A 24,747-nucleotide genomic window follows, 5' to 3' on the forward strand; every position below is an offset into this window, starting at 1 on the left:
ACTAATATCTCCATATCTTTTTTCGATCATAACAGATTCCCCTATTGAACATGATGAATAAAAGTCGTACATCACGCAGTCAGTGTTGTGGAAAGGATTCTTTCTGATTCTGGCTTATTGGCTAGTTGAATGCCATCATCGACTTGGCTTTGGTATTTCCTTCTCCCTCGTACCTCCATAATCTAGTAAGTTTTTCTTCACTGTAGTTTTTGGCAATTCCGTACTTACTTGTTGAGTGAGGGCAATTTGAGTGGGGCTGCCGCTTCTTTCAATACTCGAAGTTACAAGATTTAAGAAACTCCTATTCGTTGTTACTCTTGTGGTCTCTACAGTATCTGTTGTTCTTTTTGCGATTAGTTCTTGCGTCTTATTCAGTTGAATGTTTCTTTCAAAGATTCCATCACCAAGTATATGAGGCAATGCTAGATATATAAACATGGTTCCTTTCCCTAGTTCCTCCTCTTTTTTCTCATTTACGCTACGCTTAACATGCGGTCGTTGTTTAAATTGTCTCTTATCGGCGAAATCTCTAAGCAGAATCATAATCATTTCCGCATCAGTCATCTGAAAATTTACCCGCAACATTGGAATTTTCTTCATCGCTTCTGCTACGGTTTTTTTTGATATCATTGGCATGTTCAAAGATTCTGCCAAATGATTCACAAAAATTTCGAACGAGGGGGATTCTAACAGGTTTTTGTAGATCTCGTTAAAGTCCTTCAATGTATCTTCCCCGCTCTTACTAAAGTTCTTATCAACAAAATAATAACGAACTGCATCTTCCGTGGATGCTATAAGATGTGTAGTTTCGTGTAGAACTATCTCATGTTCAGGTGGTCTTATTTGTTCATTTGGCATGATATCTGGATCCAAGTGGAAAGCATCTGCATAAATGAGCATTCTACACGCCGGATCATATCTTTGAACCATTGCCTGTGCTTGTAGCATTTTATTATAGCGTGAACGATATTCCTGTGAGGCCTCTTGATAAAACAGGTCGGTAGAGACGGTCCAAATATTTTCAAAACCCCAATCCGCTGTTTGTTGAAGAAAATTTTCTCCTTTTTCCGCTATTGATTTCAATCTATTGATGATTTCTTTTAAGATTTCTTCTTTATTTGACACACTTTCCAGTTGAAACATATTGATCAAATATTCTCCTTCCTGAGTTTCTGAAAGGATTGCTTTTTTCAACAAATTCTCACATGTTACTTTTGCTTCTGTACAAATTTCTTTTGCTTTTTTAAATTCTTCTACAAGTTTTTGCTGAAACAGTTTGATTGATTTTGGCACTTCAACTGAGTTAAGACCAACATACACTCGAAAGTCAAGTTTGGGTTTAGAAGGTAAAGTTTTAATAATATGATCCATAAATCCTTCTTTTAACCATTCATTATCGGCATAATAAATCGGTAATTTTTCTGGAAGAAAAGTAGAAAGTTCATCAAGTGGAACACTGTCATCTTCAACTCTCGGTATTTCAAATTCTTCTCGAAAAGCGATTGCTCCCCTAATTTTATTCCAATCTTCTGCATGTTCAGGTGGATCTGGTGGAAGTTCATTAGCTGGTGGAAGTACCATATTTTCATTTATCTGTGAAGCTGCTCCTTGTGAAGTACTTGGTCCTGCTGCCCCACCGGAAGTACCCGCTCCCCCATTCTCTCCTCGTTCTAGACTCTTGGATCGATTAGAAAGTAAAGCTTCTACTGCTTGTTTTCTTTCCAAGTCTGTTTCAAGACGAAATTGGCCCTTTTTTGGGTCAAATCTCAGCACCGTCATTGATTCATTGTAATCCTTTTTCACCAAATGATAGCGATTTAACTTCTTATCCAGTAAAATCAACGGAATGTAATGATCCTTAATCTTGACATAGGATCTGCCGGCTTCATTCCACATCAGTCCTTTTTCATCTGGCGCAGAAAGTCCATTTGGGTTCTTTTGCGTTTCAAATTGATCCAACATGCTTGCGATTTTTTTCTCCACTTCTTTTGTCACAAAAGGAGAAGTCGGTGCTTCAAAATACCATTCTATCCCATTAAAATTTACTGGGAAGCTCTTACTAAGATGAGGGGCATAAACATCCAATCGGAACCCGTGCTCTTTGATGGCTGTCATCGTCACTTCAATCAGTTTTCCCTTCATTCGAATAAAACGCTTCGTCTCTTCTCCTTCTTTCTTGACAGTTGTGATCTCCCCTGTGCCATAGGCCTGAGGATTAGGGTTAGTGCCCACGACAAACATCTGATTTTCATCTATTTTCTTCTCCAAAATATTAAGCAACTCTAATTGTTCAGTCGTAAACGTGGCGGGTCTATAGGCTTCTATGCGATTGCCTTTTTTCATAAATAAACCGCCAAATACCTCCGCAGTTTCCAGATTCGTCACTCGCATATACAGATGATCATTCACTTTTTTCACCGGCACTTCCAAGCCCTTCCACTCGAGCATCTCAATTGATTTTTTTAGCGCTTCTTGCGCCTTCTCCAGTTTTTCGACTCTTTCTAACAAGTCTTTGATTTTCTTACCTACGTGTAATTCATTTTTGAACTTCACTAATTTCCGAACAATCAACCGCCCTCCACCTATGAGTGGCTCAAACCCTGGATCAAGATTCTGTGCAAAAGTCAACACAAGTCTTCTGATCTCAGCCATGGTGGGGAGGAAACTCCTACTGCTTCTGATCACATTGCGAATTCCTCCTCGGGCAAAGGCTCTAGCCACACCTAATGCGAATTTCATATTGAGGGAGGTGACTTGACCGAGTACCGGAATCATGAGTAAAGCATCAATCGTACACGAAACAACTGCTTCTTCCGTGTCTTGGTTAATGATCCCTGTCACACAATCATAAAAAGGAATAAAATGCTTAACCACCTCCCAAGCTTTTTCGAGATCCGCTTTGTCGTTTCCCGAATCGTACAATTGTTGATACAGTTGATCACTATGTTTACGACTAAGTACTTCAATGAATGGCGCTGTCTCAATCCCATGGGATAATTTTTTACTCCGATTCACATGAGTAGAAAACGTAAAAAGTTTATCCCCGATCCGAATCTCATTTCCTTCTTTCTTGTACCCATTTTTCCAACGATTTTTCTGATCAAACAATCCAAATTTGAGGTATAACAGAGGATCTTGGTTGACACGATAAAAACGATAGCCCCCTTCGCTATCCAACTGTTTCAACGCATACCACCGTTCTTCCTTTCCGTTGACCGCCACAAACAGATCCGTTTTGTTTAGATTAAGAGTCGTGGTCTTTTTTTTCCTCACGGAAAGTAAGAAATGGATAGCCGGAGACCCACTTGTGACTGGTATCTCCTCTATGTAGTCACTTTCATTTTTCAATTCGGCATTCGCTTCATATAGATGAGTCCCTTCTGAGAAAATAAATGCTCGTTCCTCTTTGTCGAAGGCGGGTAGTGCAAACTCTATCAGTTTCTTATCCAGTGGTAAATACGCCTCTGCTACATTTTTCGTCAACTTAGCATACCTAGTTTCTAATTTCGTTGGAAGCCAGTCAATGTCTGGACAAGGATCTGCTGCACCTATAAGATAATTTTGTTTGATCACATCAAAAGAAGTGAGAGACCCTTTGTCGCGACACGTCTGTGCTAAAGCTGTAGCTAATGCCTCTTTTCGACGCCATTGAAGAAAGTTTTTTTGATAGGCTTTATACAAGCGATCAAGAATTTCTTGATTGTCGATAATCTTATAATAGCCTTCTTTTTGGTAACCTATAAATGTGCTGATGGCTACTTCTTTATAGGTTCCCGTAGCCAATGCCTCTCGTAACAGATCTGGTTCTAATTGAGCGACCGCAAGTAGAGAAGGCATTAGAAGATGGCGGAATTCTTCATAGGTGGTGATTCCTTTTTCAAGGATGGTTTCCCAGAAATGTTGCCCCATCAACCGGCTATCTTCTGGACTGAACGACTCAGGATAGCCCCCCTCCTTTAAAATTTTCGCCCCTGTTAGCTGCATCAAGGAAGCATAATCAGAAATCAACAAATCATCCGCTAATCCACTACTATCTAGAAAGTAGTTGGGTAACTCTTTCTGGAGTAAAAAATTCCATAACCTGTTAAAGAACCTCTTCTGTTTTTGAGAAAGAGTAGGGGTATCTAACTGAATCAATCCTTCTTTTTCCAAGTTTCTGACGGTGAATAAATCTCTCAAGCGCCCCACGGTGAATTGATCGATATCAGGAGATGACACCAGTGTTTTGACCATGTAAGCCTCCATCGAACTTCCTACTATCGTTTCAAAGGTCCATTTCATGATCGTTAATTCGGCATCTTTGTTCGAGATATTCTCCCCGTTTTTTCCATTATTAAGTTTCAATGCTTTCAGGATCACTTTTGCCAATGATCGAATTCTTTTAGGATTGAAGACCAATTTGTTATTTTCTTCTTTTGTGATTCGTTTTCCTATAGCAATCAATAATTCTTCTTTGGTTGGGTGATCTGAAAGTAATTTTTTCCGTTGAAAAAAGGCTTCCACTTGTTTTCGCACATTGGGATCTCGCCATTGAATTCCATCAGCCCCGATGTTATTTTCTTTGTTGCTTGTACTTGTTGGTTGAGAGGTACTTGCTAGTTGAGAGCTACTCGTTGTTGATGGTGTACTTGTTCCTTCTGGTTGTTTTGGCGCTTCTGCGACAAGCGCTAAAGCTACAGGTTGGTTGTCTTTGATTGTTTCATAGACCCATGTTCCGACAGTTAGACTTGCCTGTTCCTCTGAAATTACTGCCTCTTCGTTCATTCCCAAGAGTAGTTTTGCGATTTGTTTGACTTTCACCATATCCACCGTTATGGGAGTTGCTTCTTCAAGAAGCACCCACTCACCGACTGTCTCTATTAAATCTTTGACATTAGATTCTTGACAGGCTATTCCATTTTCCATGAAAAAATCAACGAGCTTTTTACGAATATCCTTTTTTTGTTCACTCGTCCATTCAGGCGGATCGGAATCTTCCGTTGTCTCCTGAGCTCCTATCATTGTTGGATCATCGGCATTTTCTCGCAAAAATGCTTGGATCTTTTCATTGATCTCCTGAGTGTCATTACTTTCGCTAGCTCCCGTTACCTCTAATTCAGCCCCCTCAATATAAAGTGTCGTCCCATTGACTTGACTGCTTTCTGTAGTTGTCTCGCTTATCTGTGTCTCATCAAATGTTAATTGGTTTTCCTCTAACTCTAGAGAAGGTATTCTAGTAGTTGGCAACGGCATGGCTTCGGCGCCTAAAAACTGGAGGCCGATGGATTGTTGGAGAAAGCCATCTACTACTCCATAAAAATCTGTGGCTAGCTGCCAAATTTGAGGCAAAAAGCCCTCTTTTTCAGGGTTCAATACAGACTCATTTTCCACCATCGTTTCAGGTGTCATTTCTAATATGGTTTCCGATACCGTCTCTGGTATTCCTTCAGGTTGTTTCTTTTTCGTTTGAATTGTTGGATTAGCAGATGGCGATTTTACCGAATAGTTTAAATTCTTTTTTGATGGTGGGTTAATGGGGGCTTGTTCTCCATAATCTACCGAAAAAGTTTGTAATAACCACTCCACAAAATACGACATCAGAGAGCTTCCATGGGCTTGTTCTTGGGTATAGTTTGTATTTTCGTGTTGGTAAAACCGCTCCGTTAATCCATTCCAAAATGTTTCTGTCACTTGATTATGTACATTACCTGAGGTATCTATTGTGTCGTTATGTTTGTTTTCAAAAGAAGCTTGAAAGGCCTTAATTAGTTTTTTAGCTGCCTCTTCCGCAGAAAAATGAGAAGTTTCTTGAACATTCATGTCAGTCACAGGATGAGTAGGTATAGAAGGAATCTCACTTTCTTGTTTCATGCCTTGCTTATTTTGTGCCTCAGATCTACCGATGGCACCCTGACAAACCGTGGTAAAACTCGTTTGTTCTACACTTTCTCCTGTGACGATCCATGTCTTCACCTGATCCGTTCTTCTCGCGGTGCTACAATTCACCAGTTGGTAGAGGTCATGAACTTTCTGGTGAACAAAAACACTTAACTCATGCGCTCTCTTGACTATGTCGATGTCCTGTTGCGTAGTCGTCGATGTCTGATTATCGAACGTTTGATTGCCAAAAAGAGAACGAGTACTGGTAAACGGTAGTGCGACCGATGAGGATGGGTGAGGCCTTGTATAGTTCGTATTCAAAAATAAAGGGGGCTGTATTTGCTCACGATTGATGGTGGAGGTTGAAACAAAGGAATGGATTCTTGTCTGATTTCCGTCTCTTCTTACATCAATCCATGTGTTCACTTCAAAAGCTGGAGGAGATTTTCTTAAGACCATCTGTTGATTGGGAAAATCTAATGGTGGGGCCATTGCCAACAAGGTTCCCCACGTATGAATCCAGCCCACCGGGCGCTTTATTCCTTCGGGTGTTAGTGTGCGTCCTGATATGTTGGAGACATTGTATAAAACTCTTTGGTCATCTCCTGACTTATTCTTGTCATTCATTTGGTTGTAGTTTCGACCAATAGTTCTTCTAGAAGCAGTCTGTGGCATCCTTGACTTTTTCGGCATCTCAGACTTCTTTGGCTTAAATGGTATCCTGAATTCCTGTGGCATCTTTTTTACTCCTTTGTTGAAATTATACGGCTGATTGATTTATTACATGTATAGCGCAACCAAAAAAATCCTTCTAAACTCCCCTTCTCTATATAGGTGTTGTCTAAAAATATTAGTTTTTAAATTCATAATTAAAAAAGGAACAGATGGTTATCGCAAGTTTACCAATTATTGCTGAATCAAAACAACACTAGAAAATAAGGTGAAGGCGGAATATAAAAACCTTCTAAACTCTATAGCACAGATAGAAAAAATCACCAACATCACTTAGTTAATAAAAGCAAGTTCTATACTTTTGGATGTTAGTAATTTCCACCGACATTTTATTAATGAACAGAAAGAAATATTTCTTTCTGTTCATTAATAATTATAAGATTTTTCTCCATCAACATCATCTGACAAGAGCCAAAAATTTTAAATATCAGCCCTTTTTAATGACTTCAGAACTTAAAAATGATTTTCCCCCATTCCTTCTAGGCTAACTTAAACACGTAAGCTATGCTTTAAGCAATTATTAGTAGATAACTGTTACCCTCTTTTTGTGACATTCTCACTTATCTTTGTTTCAACGCATTCTTTGTCTTCGTCCATATTGGAGGAATGACATGCGTTACTTAGCTAATGTTGTAGGCTATTTTTGCTTATTGGTTGGTTTAGAACCGTCCTTGGATTGCTTTTGATGCTTCTTTCTATACTAGTGACAACAATATCTAAGAAGCTTTTCTTTTCTGTAGACTTTGAAAGGTCCGTGTCTATTTGCTGATTGGAAGTGGGAATACTTGACATATCACTGTTTTCTGGACACATGCCTTTAAGATTTAAAGAAATTTTATTTGATCTATCCTCTGTCGATCCCATGTTTTTTGAATCTACCTCTCTCTTTTCTCTTTTCACAGTTGTTGAATGATCACTTTCATTCGTCACTGCACCTGTTAGATCGAGATTTTCAGTGGTTTGTTCTTGCTCCATATCCAATTCAGATTCTATTTCAAAATCACCATAATCGTAGGTTTGTTCTTGCTCTATATTCAATTCAGGATCTATTTCAAAACTACCATAATCGTATATATTAACCACTGCTGAAAACATAAACATTGATCCATCCCCGATTGTCGAATCTTTAAGGCTCCTAGTTTCACGAATTGCGCCTTCAAAATTTCGCTTGTCCGCAAAATCTCGGATGATGAACATCACCATTTCTGCATCAGTCATCTGTAAATTAACCCGCAACAAATCATTTCTTTTTATTTCTTTCCACACATTCAATAGTGATAACCCCGGTTTATTTTGATACTTTGCTATTTCTCTCACAAATCTTTTGTAAGCAATAGTATGAACTATTTTTGAACCTTGTTTCTTATATTCCTCTAACATCATTTTACCGGTTTTTTTGATACCTATTCTCTCACTATAATATTTTGTAAGATCTCCAGTATACGAAACAACATGAGTGGTTTCATGACTGAGTGTTCGACCCTTAGCTGAGTTTATTATTTTGCCTTTGTCGAGATCTGGATTTAAGTAAAAGGCATCCGCCAAAAAGATTATTCTACATTCTGGATCATTAGGGAATGTAAATGCCTTAGTACTTAGGAATTTTTGAGAGGCTGAGCGATATTCTTGTGAACCTTCTTGTGGAACTAAATCACTGGATGCGATCAAAATATTTTCATAGCCCCAGTCCGCTGTTTTTTGAAGGAATTCCAGCCCTTTTTTTGAGACAGACTTCACTCTTTGAACAATTTCCAATAAGATGGGTTCTGGATTTTTTACCATCTCCAAACTAAACATTTTAATCAAATATTGGCCTTGCGGGCTGTCTGCAATTTTTTCTTTTGTTAACACCTCTTGACACACTTCGAATGCTTTTCGAAAACGTTCTTGCGCCTTCTTATAATCCTGTAACAGCTCTAGCACAAACGGTTTGAGAAAGTCTGGTTTGTTACTTAACTTAAGACTCTTATATACTCGAAATTCAAGTGGCTGCCCTTTAAAACTAGCGATTATATTTTCCAAAATTTTACCTTTAAAAAACTCTTCATCTTGATTAATACGAATAATCGGTTCTGGGATAAACTTTGATATCGTATCCATACGTAAAGTTTTATCTCCCACTATGTTTATGGGGAATTCATCAACTTCATTCTCTATGACATTTCTAAATTCATTCCATTCCTCTCTTCTTTCTGGTGGCTCTGGTAAGGTTCCAACTGGTGGAAGTTCTACTGCCTTACTCTCTTGTCCGTCGATTTCCCCTGAAGGTTCGGATTCTGCTTGTCTTCGTCTACCTCCTTTTCTCATCTCCCTATCTATACTTGTCTCTGGACCAAACTGTTCATTTTCTGGCTCAAATACCAACACGGTCATCGACTGATGGGAGTTTTTTTTCACTAAATGATACCAATCCCAGTGCTTATACAATTGAATCAATGGAATATAGTAACCATAGATCTTGATGTAAGATCTTCCAAAACTATCCCACCTCAGTCCTCTATCACCTGAGGCAGAAAGAGTACTAGGATCCTTGATTGATTCAAACTCATCAATATTCTTTATCACTTCATCTGCTACTTTCTTCGAAACAAAAGGAGAAGTCTCTGGTTCAAAATACCATTCTTTTCCATTGTAGTTCACTGGATAAATCTTCTCTCCATCCACCACGTCATAACGTACACCATGCTCCTCAATAGGGGTTACTCTTACAGGAACTATATGACCGTTCAAGGTAATGAAGTACTTGGTTGTTTGCTCATTCTCTAATACAGACATCACTTCACCATTCCCATAAGCATTGGGATTCAGATTGGGTGCAACTGCAAAAATCTGATCTGGGTCAATTTCTTTCGTTAACCGATTGATCAGTGCTTTTTGTTCCTCCGTGAGTGGTTCAGGATCAGTAAACCTCGCTAATTGGTTCCCCTTCAACCAGAAAGGATTGCCGTAGACAGCTCCGCTCTCCAGATCTGTCACCAATCTATAGGACCCTTTTTCCATCTGTTTGGCAGAAACTTCTAAGCCTTTTCCTGGTAAGTAAGTCCTGATGGCACCTTTAGGTAACGTAGGTGTCTCCTTTATCAAACCGTCGATTTTTTCCAAAAGTTGTTTTGTATTTTTTTTCACCCAAACTTCATTTTTTAAAGCCGCTAACTCCCTGACCACAAAGTTACTCCCGTCAGCGATGGATTCGATGCCTGGATCAAAGTATCGTCTAATATTGACTAGAACCGACTTGATTTCTGAAATTTTGGGAGTAAATCGAGCCCCTTGACGAATTGCATTTCTTACTCCTCCTTTTACCATTGCTTTGGCCATCCCCATAGCAAATTTTGAACTAAGGTAGGTCGCCTGTCCAAAAATTGGGATCAAAAAAACGATATCAATCGTACAAGAAGGGAAAGCTACTGTGGCATCTTTGTCGATGATGCCTGTCACACAATCGTAAAAAGGAATGAAGTGTTTGGCGAAATCCCATATTTGTTCCAGGATAGCCTTATCATCCCCTGATTTATAAAGTGCTTCATACAGTTTATCACTATGCTTCCGACTGAACGCATCAATCAAAGGTTGCATTTTTTCCCCTTGAGATATCTTCTTATTTTGATCCATTTGAGTAGAAAAATTAAAATAGCGTTTTCCTGTCCGAACTCCTTCTCGGTCTTTTTTATAGCCTCGACTCCAAATTTCTTTCTGCTCTAAGAGCCCATATTTGAGGTAAGAAAGCGGATCTTTATCTACTCGGTAGAAAGCATAACCCCCACCCCAATCGAATCCCTTCAGAGCATACCATCGTTCTTCCTTTCCATTTACCGCCACAAATAGATCGGTCTTGTCCAGATGAAGAATCCTATTCTTCAATTCTTGCATTTTAACAAGAAAAAGATTCACTACTTCACCTTCAGGTGGGCCACCCGGTGAGCCGTCAAGCACCTCTTTCAACTGGGCAGACGCCTCATAAAGTTGGGCTTCTGGAGAGAAAATAAACTCCCGTTCCTCGGGATCGAATGCATTCAACGCAAACTCAATCAGTTTTTGATCCAATGAAAAATGCGTATCTGACACAGCTTTCGTCAAACGCTTATACCAATCTTCTAAATTAGGTGAGGTATAGTCGTTAATACTTAGCGTCATCCCGAGAAGATAATCTTGTTCCAACACAAAAGCAGGGAATAATGACTCTCCCTTTGCATGTTGGAGATAAGTCTGAGCCACCTCTTGTGCTAATGCTTGTTTTCGTCGCCAGTTAAGGGCTTCTTTTTGATAAGCTGTAAAAAGGGTATAGAGTGTATCTTGATATTCTTTCAGTTGTAAATACCCATTTTGATGATACTCAATAAAAGTGCTAAGGGCCAATTCATGATAGTTCCCTTTTTCCAATGCTTTCCGTAATAAATCGGGGTCTAACTGAGCAACTGCCAGCAACGCAGGAAGGACCGTATATCGTAGTTCTTCCACCCTTTTTATGCCATTTTTACTGATTTTATCCCAAAAAAACGTACCGAGTATTTGAATTTCTTCTTGATTGAATTGGGCTTGAATGCCTAAATCTGATAGTAATCTGGCCCCTGTCAGCTGCATCAAGGAGTCATAATTAGAAATCAGCAACTCATCTGGCAGCGTATTTGTCTCAAGAAAATAATTGGGCAATGTATCTTTGAGTAACAGGATCCATAGCTTTTTAACAGTATCTTCCTCCTCTTTAGAAACATTACCAAGAGTATGTAAAGTAATATAACCCCCTTTTTTTAACTCGTCCATTTCAAATATCTTTCTAAGATAACCAATGGTGAATTGAGAAGGATCGGGAGAATCTAGGATTTTCTTGATCATATAGGCTTCTATTGAACTTCCCAATATATTCTCAGACACCCATTTCATGGTAGTGAGTCTCGCATCTTTATCGGAAATTGTCTCTTCTCCTTCGCCTCCATAAAGATTCAATTCTTTCAGGATCACTTTAGATAACGCTTGAAGTTTGCTATAGCTGAGAACCATTTCCCCCTTTCTTCTGTAAACCATTTACCCATCGCAAAAAGGATATTTTCTGTAGTCGACTCTCCTGTTAGCACTCCTTCTTGACGGAAAAACTGCGCCACTTGAACCATCATATTTTTATCACGCCAATTAGGCGCTTCATACCTAGATGTTTGTTCTCCACTAATGGATGGCTGCACACTTGTTGTTTCTATTATTTCTGTTGTTTGAGTCATCTCTTCTTTTGGTGGTTCAGTAGAAGTCAAAATAGGCGCTTCCTCTTTCATATTATCAAGCAACCATTTTAGAAAGATTGCTTGTGCTTTCTCCTTCGAAATCACTGCATCCTCTTTTTTTTCAAGGATGATATTCACTAACATTTTTACTTTCGTAAAATCAGTCGTCTCTTTCCCTTCTACTTCCTTAGTTACCCATTGTGCCGTTTTTGTCATCAGCTCATTGGACTTGTCAGCATCCACCTTGAGATTCTTTGCCTCTAAAAAAGCAACGATTTTTTTACGAATGTTTACTTGTTGTTCCACTGTCCAGTCAGGTAGCTTTTCTTCCATGACTAGACTAGTGGCTCCTGTTGGAGAAAGGGCCTTATTTTCACGAGTAAATGTCTCAATCCTTTCTTTTTCCTCTTCATTCGCTTCAATCGCATTGATTTCAATAGCTTCAAACGTATTCGGATCTTTATAGGTATAACCCACTTGTGCATTGTTGTTTTCCCATTGCAGTAAGAGATAGCGTGTCTCTTTCACCGTTCCTTCTTTCACTACAAGACCGTATGCCTTTTGCAGAAGTTGGGTAACTTGTTTTTCTCTTTCTAGAATCGTTTCATAGGTAGTTCCTTCAAGGATCCAACTTTGCATTCCTCGAACCAATTCACTTGCGGACAGATTTCTAAAAGTAACATCTTGCTTGATGAGTAATTTTCTGACAGCTTCGTTCACGGTTGGTGTTTGCTCTCGCTTTTCAAAAAGCGCGCGATGATAATAAGTCATTTGGATGGGCTGATCCTTAGAGATCGTTGGCGTGCGATCATGGATAAAATCTGCGTAGATTTGATGACTTTCTTTTTTTTGTTCTTTGAGACGGCTTACCGATGGATCCTCTGCTTTGGATAATTGATGATGGATCGTTGTATAATTGATTTCTTGGTACGCATACCCTTCTAATAAAGTATTGGCCTTCCATTGATTCAATATCGCTTGTACCTTTATAGACGACAGAAACTCCCCAAGTCTGAGGTCCTCTACGCCATAAGCCTTTAGGAGGAAATAGACTAAAAATTGTTTTCGCTCGGATTTATCGGAGCCACTAGTGGTGCTTCTTTTTTCGAGCCATTGTCGCATGGCCTTTTCTAACTCATTACTAGAGCTTTCTTTGATTGCAATTCCTTCCTTCGTAAAGAATTCTTGCATTTTTTTATTGACAGCACTCGTTTCATTTCGCTTTTGAAAAAGAAGGAAATGATAATAAAAGATTGGGAGAGGCTCAGAATAACGTGTCGCTGGGGTCACATTATTGACAATGTCTTCAACGATTTCATGGACGAACTCTAATTCAGGAGCCTTAATCGTGTCTGGGACCCCCCCCATCTTACTATTTTCTGTGAGTGGTTCGTTGCGGAATTGTTTTTCACTTAAGGAAGATTGTTTGAGCTCAATAAATGTATAGTCTTTGAACACATTGTTGTTTTCCCATTGTAGAACCGTTTTGACAGCCTCCGTAGCGGTAAGATTTCGACTAACGTCATACCCCTCTAGAATGATAGAGGCTAACTGTTTCTGTCTAGCTAAAATCTCTGCATCTGTTTGTTTATCGCAGACCCATTCACGGGCAACGATAGCTGTGGGTTGTGAAGGCAAGCCCTCACTAAACTCTTGTTGTTTAGCTAGAAACTGGCTGACTGCTTCATTGGCCTTCGCTGTTTCATTCCGTTTTTGATAAAGTACAAAATCATACCAAAAAGGGATGAGTGGTTCGTAGGTCGGTAGCGTCATAGAATGCTTACTCAGGTAAGTCACATGTAATTTGTTCACCATTGCCGCTCCTGCTAAAGATAGTATGCCATAGGTATAGAGGTTCGTATAAGTGATCATTCCAGCTGGTTCACTATTTTTGAATATTTGAGCATCTGCAGAGGGTTCATGAAACTCGTAGTCCTTAAAAATATTGTTATTGCGCCATTGCATGAAAATAGCATTGGCTTGATGATTAGAGAACGCATGGCTAGCTATTCCCGAGGAAGTGAGAATAACCCCAGCAACTTGTCTGGTTCTGGTTTCCCTGGTTTCCCTTCCTTCTTTCCTGATCCACCCCTGTGTCGCAGTAATCAGTTGAAGAAGCGATAGATCCTCACAAGGTATTTTTTGATCACAAAGTAATTTTTTGATGGCCTCGTTGACCTTTGATGTTTCATGTCGTTGCTGATACACCGCATATGCCCCATAATAATAGTAAGTTGGAAGTACCTCAGTGGTTGGTACAGGAGAGGGTTTTCCTTCTAAAAAAGTAGTGATAATACTACTTACTTTTCCCGTGAAATCTAAATACAGTTTGTCAGATGTATTCGGTGATTGAACTTTAGAAGTAGATGTCTTGTCAAAACTTGTATCAATGGACATTTCTGTTGTTGTATTGGAGCTGGTGGTCAGATCTAACCCACTTCCTTTTTTATATCGGCTCGCATGGGTCGTTGTGTTGAACTGGTTTTCATTCAACACGATGATTGTATCATACACCTCTGTGGGTGGTTCATGATACGTTTTCAAGATGTATTTAAATTGATACCCCTTGAAGATATTATTCCCTCGCCATTGGAGGAGAATTGTGGAAGCTCGATCATCGGATATCTCTTGTCCAACGAGTCCTGAAGCGCTAAGGATAGTATCAGCGACTTGCTTGCTCCGAACGACCTTCTCCTTATTTTTCCCTTTACTTATCCACTCATCTGTAGCCGTAATCAATTGAGGAGGAGCTAATTTTTCACATGGCACTTTTTGTTCACATAGAAATTCTTTGACTTTATCATTGACATGGTCTGTTACATTTCGCTTTTTATACACCTCCGCATCATACAAGATCAATGGTAACTTCTCAGAAGTGGGTGCAGGAGAAGTTTCCCCTTCAAAATAGGCGCTTATAATACAGTTTATTTTTTTCATATCATCCAAAATGTTCTCATAAAGAGTGGAAGGTTGCGCAGTGGGAGGAAGGATTTCTTCCACTTGATACGCAACAGAACTTGTTTCTATAGGTAGTTCTGTGGTCAAGTTGGACGGATTTTTCTTCAATGATGCCTTCGTTTCCATAAGTATTTGCTTAGGTTCTTTAAATTGATACCCCTTGAAGATATTATTGTTACGCCATTGCAGGATAATTGCAGATGCTCGATCATCGGATACCTCTTGTCCAGTGAGTCCCGAGGAGGTAAGAATAACTTCAGCGACTTCTTTACTTCTGGTTTTCTTCTTCTCCTCTCCTTCTTTCCATATCCACCAATATAGAGCATTAATCAATTGAAGAGAAGATGTTCCGTCACAGGGTTCTTTTTGATTACAAAGAAATTCTCTGACTTTATTATTGACATGGTCTGTTTCATTTCGCTTTTTATACACCTCCGCATCATTCAACAAAAGCGATAACTCCTCAGAGAGTGGTACAGGAGAAGGTTTGCCAGCAAAAAAAGCGGTAATGATACTATTTATTTTTAATGCATCCGCCGACAATTTTACAGAAGCACTTGAAGATTGTGGGATAGAAAATGATGCCTTTTCTGCCTGTTCCTTTACAGAACTTGTTTCGATGATCAGTTCTGTTGTCTTGTTTGATTGATTTTCATTCAATGAATCAGTCGTTTCCGTATGTATTTGATGTATCTCTTTAAATTGATAACTTTTGAAAATATTATTACTTTGCCATTGGAGAATAATAGCTGGGACATCTTGATCACTCAAATTCTCATAAGGAAGTTCGGAAGCCTTCAGAATGCCTTCGGCGATTTTTTTCCTTTTATCACGTACGGTCTTCACGTCTTTTATTCTTTCCAAATATCGTATCTCCAGAAACAGGGTCTGTGCGGGTATGTTACGACACCGTTTCCCTTTCTTACAAATAATCCTTTCCACCTTTTTATTCACTTTCTCGACGTGATCACGTTTTTTAAAAACCTCCAAATCATACCAGAAAGGGGGCAAATCAGGTGGGATCGTTTCACTGAATAATTTAGCAATCGAAAACCCATGAATATAGGTTTGAATGACTTCTTCTATTGCTACTCGTGTTTCTTTAGGAATGCCTTCAGAATATTTCAACTTGGGCGCATCCATCTCTGGCGGTAATTGCGTAGTCGAAGTTGTTACATTCGTCTGGGTGTTTACGGTGGTTACTTCCATCGTCACAGGTTCTTCTAAAGTTGTTGGTTGAGATTCTTTTGGGGCTGGTTGTTTCCGATCTTCAAACTTGTACCTTTGAAAGATATTATTATTTCGCCATTGGAGGAGGATATTTGTTGCCTCTTGATAGGTCAGATCGATTTTCTGAAGTCCGGAAGCCTCGCGTATGACACTTGCTAAATGTTTTCTTCTATTTATTTTCGTCTCCTGTCCCTCTTTTTCTTCCCAATTCTCTATAGCATTCAGTAATTCCACACCTGATAATTCAGCACATGAAACTCCTTGTCCACTCAAATAGTCTTTGACTTTTTGATTGACTTCTTGTATTTTATGACGCAATTGAAACGTTTCATAATCATACCAAAAATCAGGGAGTGCTTCTTTATTTGGTACAGTAAGAGGTAGGTTATTCAGATAATCGGACATGATTTGATTTATTTTTATTGTTGTCCCTACAGAAAGTTTTTTCCAACCCATCAGAACTTCTTTTACTTCTTCAACAGGTATCGGAATCGGTCTTGCCTCAGCACCTAATTTGGGAAATACGTTGAACTTGAAATGTTCTATAAACCCATCTACCTTTCCAAAAAAATCTTCCGCCAGATGCCAAAATGAGGACAAAAAACTTTCTTCTTCAAGGGACAATGTAGGTTTAGCTTCCAAAGCCGAACCCCTTCCCTTTTTAAAGGGTAATTCTCGGTCACTGTTCTCTTGCTTTTCATGGCTAGTTTTTTTCTGCGAAGTCTTAGCCGAGATCGAGTTGTCTATCGGGTGAATGGTCATTGGAATTTGTCGGTTCTTTGCTGCTTGGTGATGATTAGGGACTTGTTGCCCATAGTTTACCGAAAAGGTACTCAATAACCAATCAGTAAAATACGATATCAACGAACCCCTTGCTTCGTTTAGTTCTTGAGTAGATGCCGTGTATTCATGTTGGGAAAAGAACTGGTAAAATAGATCGGTTAGACCCTTCCAAAACGTCTCTGTCACTTGATTATGTACATTAGTTGGATTATCCTCTGTCGCATTCTGTTTGTTTTCGAAAACAGCTTGAAAGGATTTACTTAGTTTTTGTGCAACCTCTTCCGCAGAAAATAGATAGGTTCCTTGATCCGTCATAGTGGTCATGTTGGGAAGCGGAGAAAGTTCACTTTCTTGTTTCATTCCTTGGTTGTTTTGTGCCTCAGCTCTACCGATGGCACCCTGACAAACCGTGGTAAAACTCGTTTGTTCTACACTTTCTCCTGTGACGATCCATGTTTTCACCTGATCTGTCCTTCTCATGGTGGTACAATTCACCAGTTGGTAGAGGTCATGAACTTTCTGATGAAAAAAAACACTTAATTTATGTGCCCTCTTTGCTACGTCGATATCTTGTGGGACGGACGTTGATGTCTGATGATAGAACGTCTGATTGTCAAAAAGAGAACGAGCACTGGCAAACGGTAGTGCAATCGATGAGGATGGGCGAGTCTTGGTATGGGTCCTATTCAAAGATAATGGGGACTGGATTCCCTCACGATTGATGGTGGAGGTTGAAACAAAGGAATGGATCCTTGTCTGATTCCCGTCTCTTCTCACGTCAATCCGTGTATTCACTTCAAATGCTGGGGGAGTTCTTTTTAAAACCATCTGTTGATTAGGTAAATCTAATGGTGGAACCATTGCCAACATGGTTCCCCACGTATGAACCCAGCCCACTGGGCGTTTTATTCCTTCGGGTGTAAGGGTGTGTCCTGATGTGTTGGAGACATTATTTAAAACTCTTTGATCGTCTCCTGACTTATTCTTGTCATTCATTTGGTTATAGTTTCGACCAATAGTTCTTCTAGAAGCAGTCTGTGGTATCCTTGACTTTTTCGGCATCTCAGACTTCTTTGGTTTAAATGATATCCTGAATTCCTGTGGCATCTTTTTCACTCCTTCATTGAAAATATGAGATTATTTGGTTGTAAGTTATCATTTTAATAACACATAAAGATCTATGGTTTTACGTCTTCACTCAAGCTTCTACGAATGGATTAAGTACCTCTGCATCATTTTCTTTCTAATCCTATTTACATGATTTCAAAACTCAAAAAAATTTTATAGCTATCTGTTCTAGATTAATTTGGGCACGTAAATGATTATTTATGTTTTTGGCTAATTCATGAAAAGGATTTAGTCTATCTCTTCTTGTTAACCTTTCATTAATTTCCACACTTTTTCCCCTCCAGACTATCTGCTTTTATTTTCATACATGTTGGAGGAAAGTCGTACATAACTTAGTTAGTGTTGTGAAAAAAACTCTTTCCGATTACGGTTTATTGGCTGGTTGAATATCATTGCTGACTTCATCTTGGTGCTTCTTTCTGTTCCTGTGTCTACAAGATCTAGGAAGTTTTTCTTTACTGTAGCATTTGAGAGCTCCGTACTTATTTGTTGATCAGCGTTAGATCGGGGTATACTGTTGCTTCTTTCGATACTCGAAGTTACCAAATTTAAAAAGCTTATATTCGATGTAACTTTTATGGTTTCTACAGCATCTGTCGTTCTTGTTGTCGTCTGCTGTTGCGTTTTATTCAGTTGAATATTTTTTTCAAAGATTCCATCACCAAGTATATGTGGCAAAACTAAATACGTAAACATAGATTCCATTCCTAATTCTTCCTCATTAATGCTTCGTTTAACAATAGGTGATCCAATAACAGGTCGTTCCTTAAATGCTCTACCATCAGCGAAATCTCTAAGTATAATCATAACCATTTCTGCATCCGTCATTTGAAAATTCGCCCGCAACATAGGATTAGTTGATAGTGCATCAGCCACAGTCTTTACTGATATCGTTGGTTTTTTCAACGAGTCAGCCAAATGATTGACAAATCTCTTGAATGGTTTAGATGTTATCCAATTCGGATAGTTAACGATAAAATTATTTATTGTATCTTCTCCACTCTTACCAAATCCTGTCGGAACGTGATAATAACGAACCACATCATCCGTATTTGCAGCATGATGTGTCACTTCATGTAAGATTGTCTCTCGTTCAGGTGTTCTTAACTCTATACCTTCCTTAATGGCCGGATCTAAGTGATACGCATCCGCAAAAATAATAATTCTACATTCCGGATCAATCCTTGTAACGACTGCATTGGCTCCCAGACGCTCTCTATAAAGCGAACGATATTCCTGTGTACCTGGTTGACGAACCAGTTCAGTGGAGACGATCCAAATGTTTTTAAAGTTCAATTTCAACGTTTTTTGGAGGAATTTTTCTCCTTTTTTTGCTATTGATCTCAGTCTTGTGATAATTTCCTTTAAGATTTCTTCTTTATTAGAAACATCATTCAATTTAAACATGTCAATCAAATATTGACCTTCTGGGGTTTCTGCAAGGACTGCTTTTTTTAACAATTTATCACACTTTTTTTTTACCGTTTTACAATTTTCCTGTGCTTTTGTAAAATTTTTTTTCAATTTTTCTCGAAATAATTTGATATACTCTGGTACCCCTTTTGACTTAAGACCTACATACACTCGAAAGTCTAATTTAGGATTCGATGGGAGAATCTCAAGAATATCTTCCAAAAAACCATCTGTCAGCCACTTATTATCATTATGATAGATCGGTGATTTTTCTGGAAGGAATTTAGAAAAATCACCAAGTGGAACGCTGTCATCTTCAATTCTTGGATTTTCAAATTCTTTTCTAAAGGGGATAGCTTTTCTAAGCTTCGTCCACTCATCTGCATGTCCAGGTGGATTTGGTGGAAGCTGATTAGCTGGTGGAAGCACCCCATTTTTAGTCATCTGTGAAGCTACTCCTTGTGAGGTACTTGGAGATCCTCCTTTAGAAGCTTTTGTTCCTTTACGTGAAGTATCTTCCCCCCTCTGAAATAGGACCCCTGCTTGACTGGGAGCATTCGCCTTCATTACTTGTTTCCTCTCCAATTCTGTCTCAAAACGGAATTGACCCTTTTTCTCATCGAATCGCAAGACGGTCATTGATTCATGATAATCTTTTTTCACTAAATGATACCGATTCAATTCCTTATCCAGTAAGATCAACGGAATGTAATGCTCCTTAATCTTGATATAAGATCTGTTTGTTCCATCCCATATCAAGCCATTTCTACTATCTGGGGCAGAAAGAAAAATAGGATTCTTTTGTGTTTCAAACTGATCCAACTGCTCAACGATCTTTGTCTCTACCTCTTTGGGTATAGAGTGGGAAGTCGGGGCTTCAAAATACCATTCCATACCATTATAATTGACTGGCAAAAACTTTTTCGCCGCAGGATCCTTGATATACATTCGGACACCGTGTCCTTCGATGGACTGCATCCCTACTGGAATTAGTTTCCCTTTCATTCGAATAAAGCGTTTCGTCTCTTCTCCTTCTTGTATTACTGTCGTGATCCTTCCTTCGCCATAGGCTTGGGGATCAGGATTGTTTTTAACGACATACATCTGATCTTTATCTAGCTTGAATTCTAAACGATCGATCAATTTTAGTTGTTCCGGGGTAAATCTGGCAGGCCCTCTATAGAGTTCTAACTGTTTGCCTTTCAATACATATAAGCCACCAAACACCTCCACAGTATCCAAATTGGTCACCCGCATATATAGATCTCCACTCATCTTTTTTACGGGAACTTCCAAGCCATTCAACTGTGCCATCACAATTTCTTTTTTCAACGCCTCTCGGGCCTTTTCCATGATCTCTATTTTTTCTAACAGAGCTTTGGTTTTCATTCCGACTCGAAATTCATTTTTGAACTTCAAAGCTTTCTGAATCACCAGTCGACCACCACCTACGATCGTTTCAAATCCTGGATCAATCGCCTGTGCGAGACTCCAAACCAGTTTTCTGATTTCAGCGACATTCGGAAGAAAATGACGACTATTTTTGATGACACTTCGAATCCCACCTCGGGCAAACGCTCGAGCCACCCCTAACGCAAATTTCATATTGAGAGAAGTGATTTGTCCCACTATTGGGATGAAAAGCAACGCATCAATCGTACACGAAGTAACCGCTTCTCCCACATCTTGATTGATGATCCCTACCACACAATCATAAAATGGGATGAAATGCTTGATGACCTCCCAAAGTTTTTCGGTATCCGCTTTATCGTTTCCCGAATCGTAGAGTTGCTTGTACAATTGATCACTATGTTTACGACTCAATGTCTCAATCAACGGTTCCATTTCCACCCCATGGGATAACTTCTTGCTTCGATTCACACGAGCAGAGAATTGAAAGTATTTATCCCCGATGCGAATCTCATTTCCTACTTGTTGATACCCTTTCTCCCAAAGATCTTTTCGATTAAATAACCCATATTTGAAGTAGGATAAGGGATCTTGATCGACGCGATAGAGGAGATAGCCCCCTTCTTCATCCAGTCTCTTCAATGCATACCAACGTTCTTCATTCCCTTGAACAGCCACGAACAGATCCGTTTTGTCGAGACTAAGCGTGGTATCCTCCCACGTCACTCGGCCTCTCAAATTAATCAGTAACATTCCACCTGTTCCTGGCGCACCACCTGTATAATGGGTTTCATTTTTCAACTCGGCAAATCCCTCGTAAAGGGTAGTCGTTTTTGAGAAAATAAACGCACGTTCCTCTTGATCAACTGCATTCAACGCAAATTCAATCAGTTTTTTATCGAAGGGAACATGGGCCTCGGAGACGTTTTTTGTCAATTTAGTATACACGTCTTCTATTTTCGGTTGAAACCATTCAATGTCTGGACATGGCTTGATCGAACCTTCAAGATACCTTTGTTTGATTTCATAAAAACTAAAGGAAGAGTCAAACCTATCGATACACGTCTGTGCCACAGTGGTGGCTAACGCCTCTTTTCGACGCCATTGAAGCAAGGCTTCTTGATAGGCTTTATACAAACGATTGAGCAGCTCTTGATGTTCAACCAGTTGAAAATAGCCTTCTTGTTGGTATCCTATAAATGTGCTGATCGCCACTTCTTTGTAGGTGCCCGTAGCCAATGCCTCCCGTAACAGATCCGGTTCTAGTTGAGCGACCGCAAGTAAAGAAGGCATCAGGAGATGGCGGAATTCTTCATAGCTGGTGATTTTTTTTTCAAGGATGGTTTGCCAAAAATGCTCCCCCATCAGTCGAGCTTCTTCTTGATTAAAGGGGTATTGGTACTCTCCTTCCTTTAAAATCTTCGCTCCTGTTAACTGCATCAAGGAGGAATAATCAGAAATCAACAAATCATCCGCTAAGCCACTGCTATCCAAAAAATAATTGGGTAACTCTCGCTGGAGGAATAAATTCCATAGCTTGTTAAAGAAAGTCTTTTCTTTTTGAGAAAGAGTAGAAACATCCAACTGAATCAATCCTTCTTTCTCCAAGTTTCTAACGGTGAATAACTCCCTCAAACGCCCCATGGTCAATTGATCGATATCAGGTGCCGACACAAGCTTTTGGATCATGTAGGCTTCAATCGAACTTTCTAATATTGTTTCAAAAGCCCATTTCATGACCGTTAATTCGGCATCTTTATTTGAGATCTTCTCTCCGTTTTTTCTGTCATGGAGGTGTAATGCTTTCAAAATCACTTGTGCCATAGACTGAAGTTTTTCATAATCGAAGACCAATTGGTTGTTTTCTTCTTTTGTGATCCGTTTTCCCATAGCGATCAATACTTCTTCTTTGGCTGGTTTCGGTGAGAGTATCTTCTTCCGTAAAAAGGTTTCCACTTCTTTTCGTACATTGGGATCTCGCCATTGAATGCCATCCGTTTCGACGTTATTTTTTTGTTTATCTGTACTTATTGGTTGAGTGGCATTCATTCCTGTTGTTTGTTCTGTTGATAGTTCTGTAGTTTCTGCGACCAGATCTAAAGCCTTAGGTTGAATGTCTTTCATTGTTTCATAGACCCATGATCCGACAGTTAGACCTGCTTGTTCTTCTGAAATTACTGACTCTTCCCCCAATTCTAGGATGATTTTTGCGAGTTGTTTGACTTTTACCATATCCAGCGTTGCGGGAGAGGCTCCTTCAAGGAGCACCCACTCACCGACTGTTTCTATTAGGTCTTTAGCATTAGATTCTTGACAGGCTATTCCATTTCCCATGAAAAAATCGACGAGTTTTTGACGCATGTTCTCTTTTTGTTCACTCGTCCATTCAGGCGGATGGGACTCTTCCTTTGTCTCCTGAGCTACTATCTTTGTTGGATCAACGGCATTTTCCCGCAAAAACGCTTGGATCTTTTCATTAATCTCCTGAGTATCATTGCTTTCACTAGCTCCCGTTACCTCTAATTCAGCCCCCTCAATATAAAGTGTCGTCCCATTGACTTGACTGCTTTCTGTAGTTGTCTCGCTTATCTGTGTCTCATCAAATGTTAATTGGTTTTCCTCTAATTCTAGAGAAGTTGGCAACGGCGAAGCCTCGACGCCTAAAAACTGGAGGCCAATGGATTGTTGGAGAAAGCCATCAACTACTTCATAAAAATCTGTGGCTAGCTGCCAAACTTGAGGCAAAAAGCCCTCTTTTTCAGGGTTCAATACAGACTCATTTTTCATCATCGTTTCAGGTGTCATTTCTAGTACAGGTTCTGATACCGTTTTGGGTATGCCTTCTGGTTGTTTCTTTTTCGGTTGAATTGCTAGATTAGAAGATGGTGATTTCACCAGATAATTTAGGTTCTTGTCTAATAGTGGGTTAGAGGGAATTTGTTTTCCATAATCTATCGAAAAAGTTTGTAGTAACAAATCCACCAAATGCGATATCCAAGACCCACCACTGGCTTGTTCTTGAGTAGAAGCCATATTTTTATGTTGAGAAAAGAATTGATATAACCGTTCCGTTAATCCATTCCAAAATGTTTCTGTCACTTGATTATGTATATGATTTGGGGTATCTATTGTAGCGTTATGTTTATTTTCAAAAGCTGCTTGAAAGGCTTTACTTAGTTTTTGAGCTGCCTCTTCCGCAGAAAAAGGGCGGAACCCATGTTCAGTTATATTGGTCATGTGGTGAGAAGCAAAAGTAGGATTCTCACTTTCTTGTTTCATTCCTTGATTGTTTTGTGCCTCAGCTTTACCGATTGCTTCTTGACAAACCGTGATAAAACTCGTTTGTTCTACACTTTCTCCTGTGACGATCCATGTCTTCACCTGATCGGTCCTTCTCGTGGTGGTACAATTTACCAGTTGGTAGAGGTCATGAACTTTCTGATGAAAAAAAACACTTAATTCATGCGCCCTCTTCGCTACATCGATGTCTTGTTGCGTGGATGTTGATGTCTGATTATGTAATGTATGATTACTAAAAAGAGAATTAACACTAACCAACGATTGTGCGATTGATATTGAAGGATGAGACATGGTCTGGTTCATATTCAAGGACTGGATTCGCCCACGATTGATGGTAGAGGTTGAAACAAAGGAATGAATCCTTGTCTGATTTCCTTCTCTTCTCACATCAATCCGTGTAGTCGCTTCAAAAGCCGAAGGAGTTTTTTTTAAGACCATCTGTTGGTCAGGCAAATCTAATGGTGGGGCCATTGCCAACAAGGTTCCCCACGTATGAATCCAGCCCACTGGGCGCTTTATTCCTTCGGGTGTGAGGGTGTGTCCTGATGTGTTGGAAACATTGTTTAAAACTCTTTGGTCATCTCCTGACTTATTCTTGTCATTCATTTGGTTGTAGTGCCGACCACTTGTTTTTCTAGAAACATCTTGTGGTAGCCTTAGCTTCTTCGTCATCTTCGGTTTCAGCTGTATCCTTGCATTTTGTGGCATCTTTTTCACTCCT

General features: G+C 39.4%; 4 protein-coding genes. All 4 read right to left on the reverse strand.

Going from position 1 to position 24,747, the window contains the following annotated elements; all coding sequences use genetic code 11:
• Nucleotides 1–135 precede the first annotated feature (135 nt).
• On the reverse strand, nt 136–6,597 hold the full coding sequence (locus A5844_RS04310; RefSeq protein ID WP_086284037.1) for a hypothetical protein: 6,462 nt from the start codon (nt 6,595–6,597) through the stop codon (nt 136–138).
• A 618-nt stretch (nt 6,598–7,215) separates the two neighbouring features.
• Nucleotides 7,216–11,589 (reverse strand): hypothetical protein, encoded by a 4,374-nt coding sequence (locus tag A5844_RS04315; protein WP_086284038.1) that lies wholly within the window; start codon nt 11,587–11,589, stop codon nt 7,216–7,218.
• Entirely contained in the window at nt 11,547–17,882 is a 6,336-nt protein-coding gene (locus tag A5844_RS04320) for a QWxxN domain (RefSeq protein WP_086284039.1), read from the reverse strand. Before A5844_RS04320 ends, A5844_RS04315 begins: the two co-directional genes overlap by 43 nt.
• A gap of 357 nt (nt 17,883–18,239) precedes the next feature.
• A complete protein-coding gene (locus A5844_RS04325; protein WP_086284040.1) occupies nt 18,240–24,734 on the reverse strand; it encodes a hypothetical protein in 6,495 nt (2,164 codons plus the stop codon).
• Between the last annotated feature and the right edge of the window lie 13 nt (nt 24,735–24,747).

It is taken from the genome of Candidatus Enterococcus wittei, from assembly GCF_002140175.1.
GTDB classification, from domain to species: domain Bacteria; phylum Bacillota; class Bacilli; order Lactobacillales; family Enterococcaceae; genus Enterococcus_B; species Enterococcus_B wittei.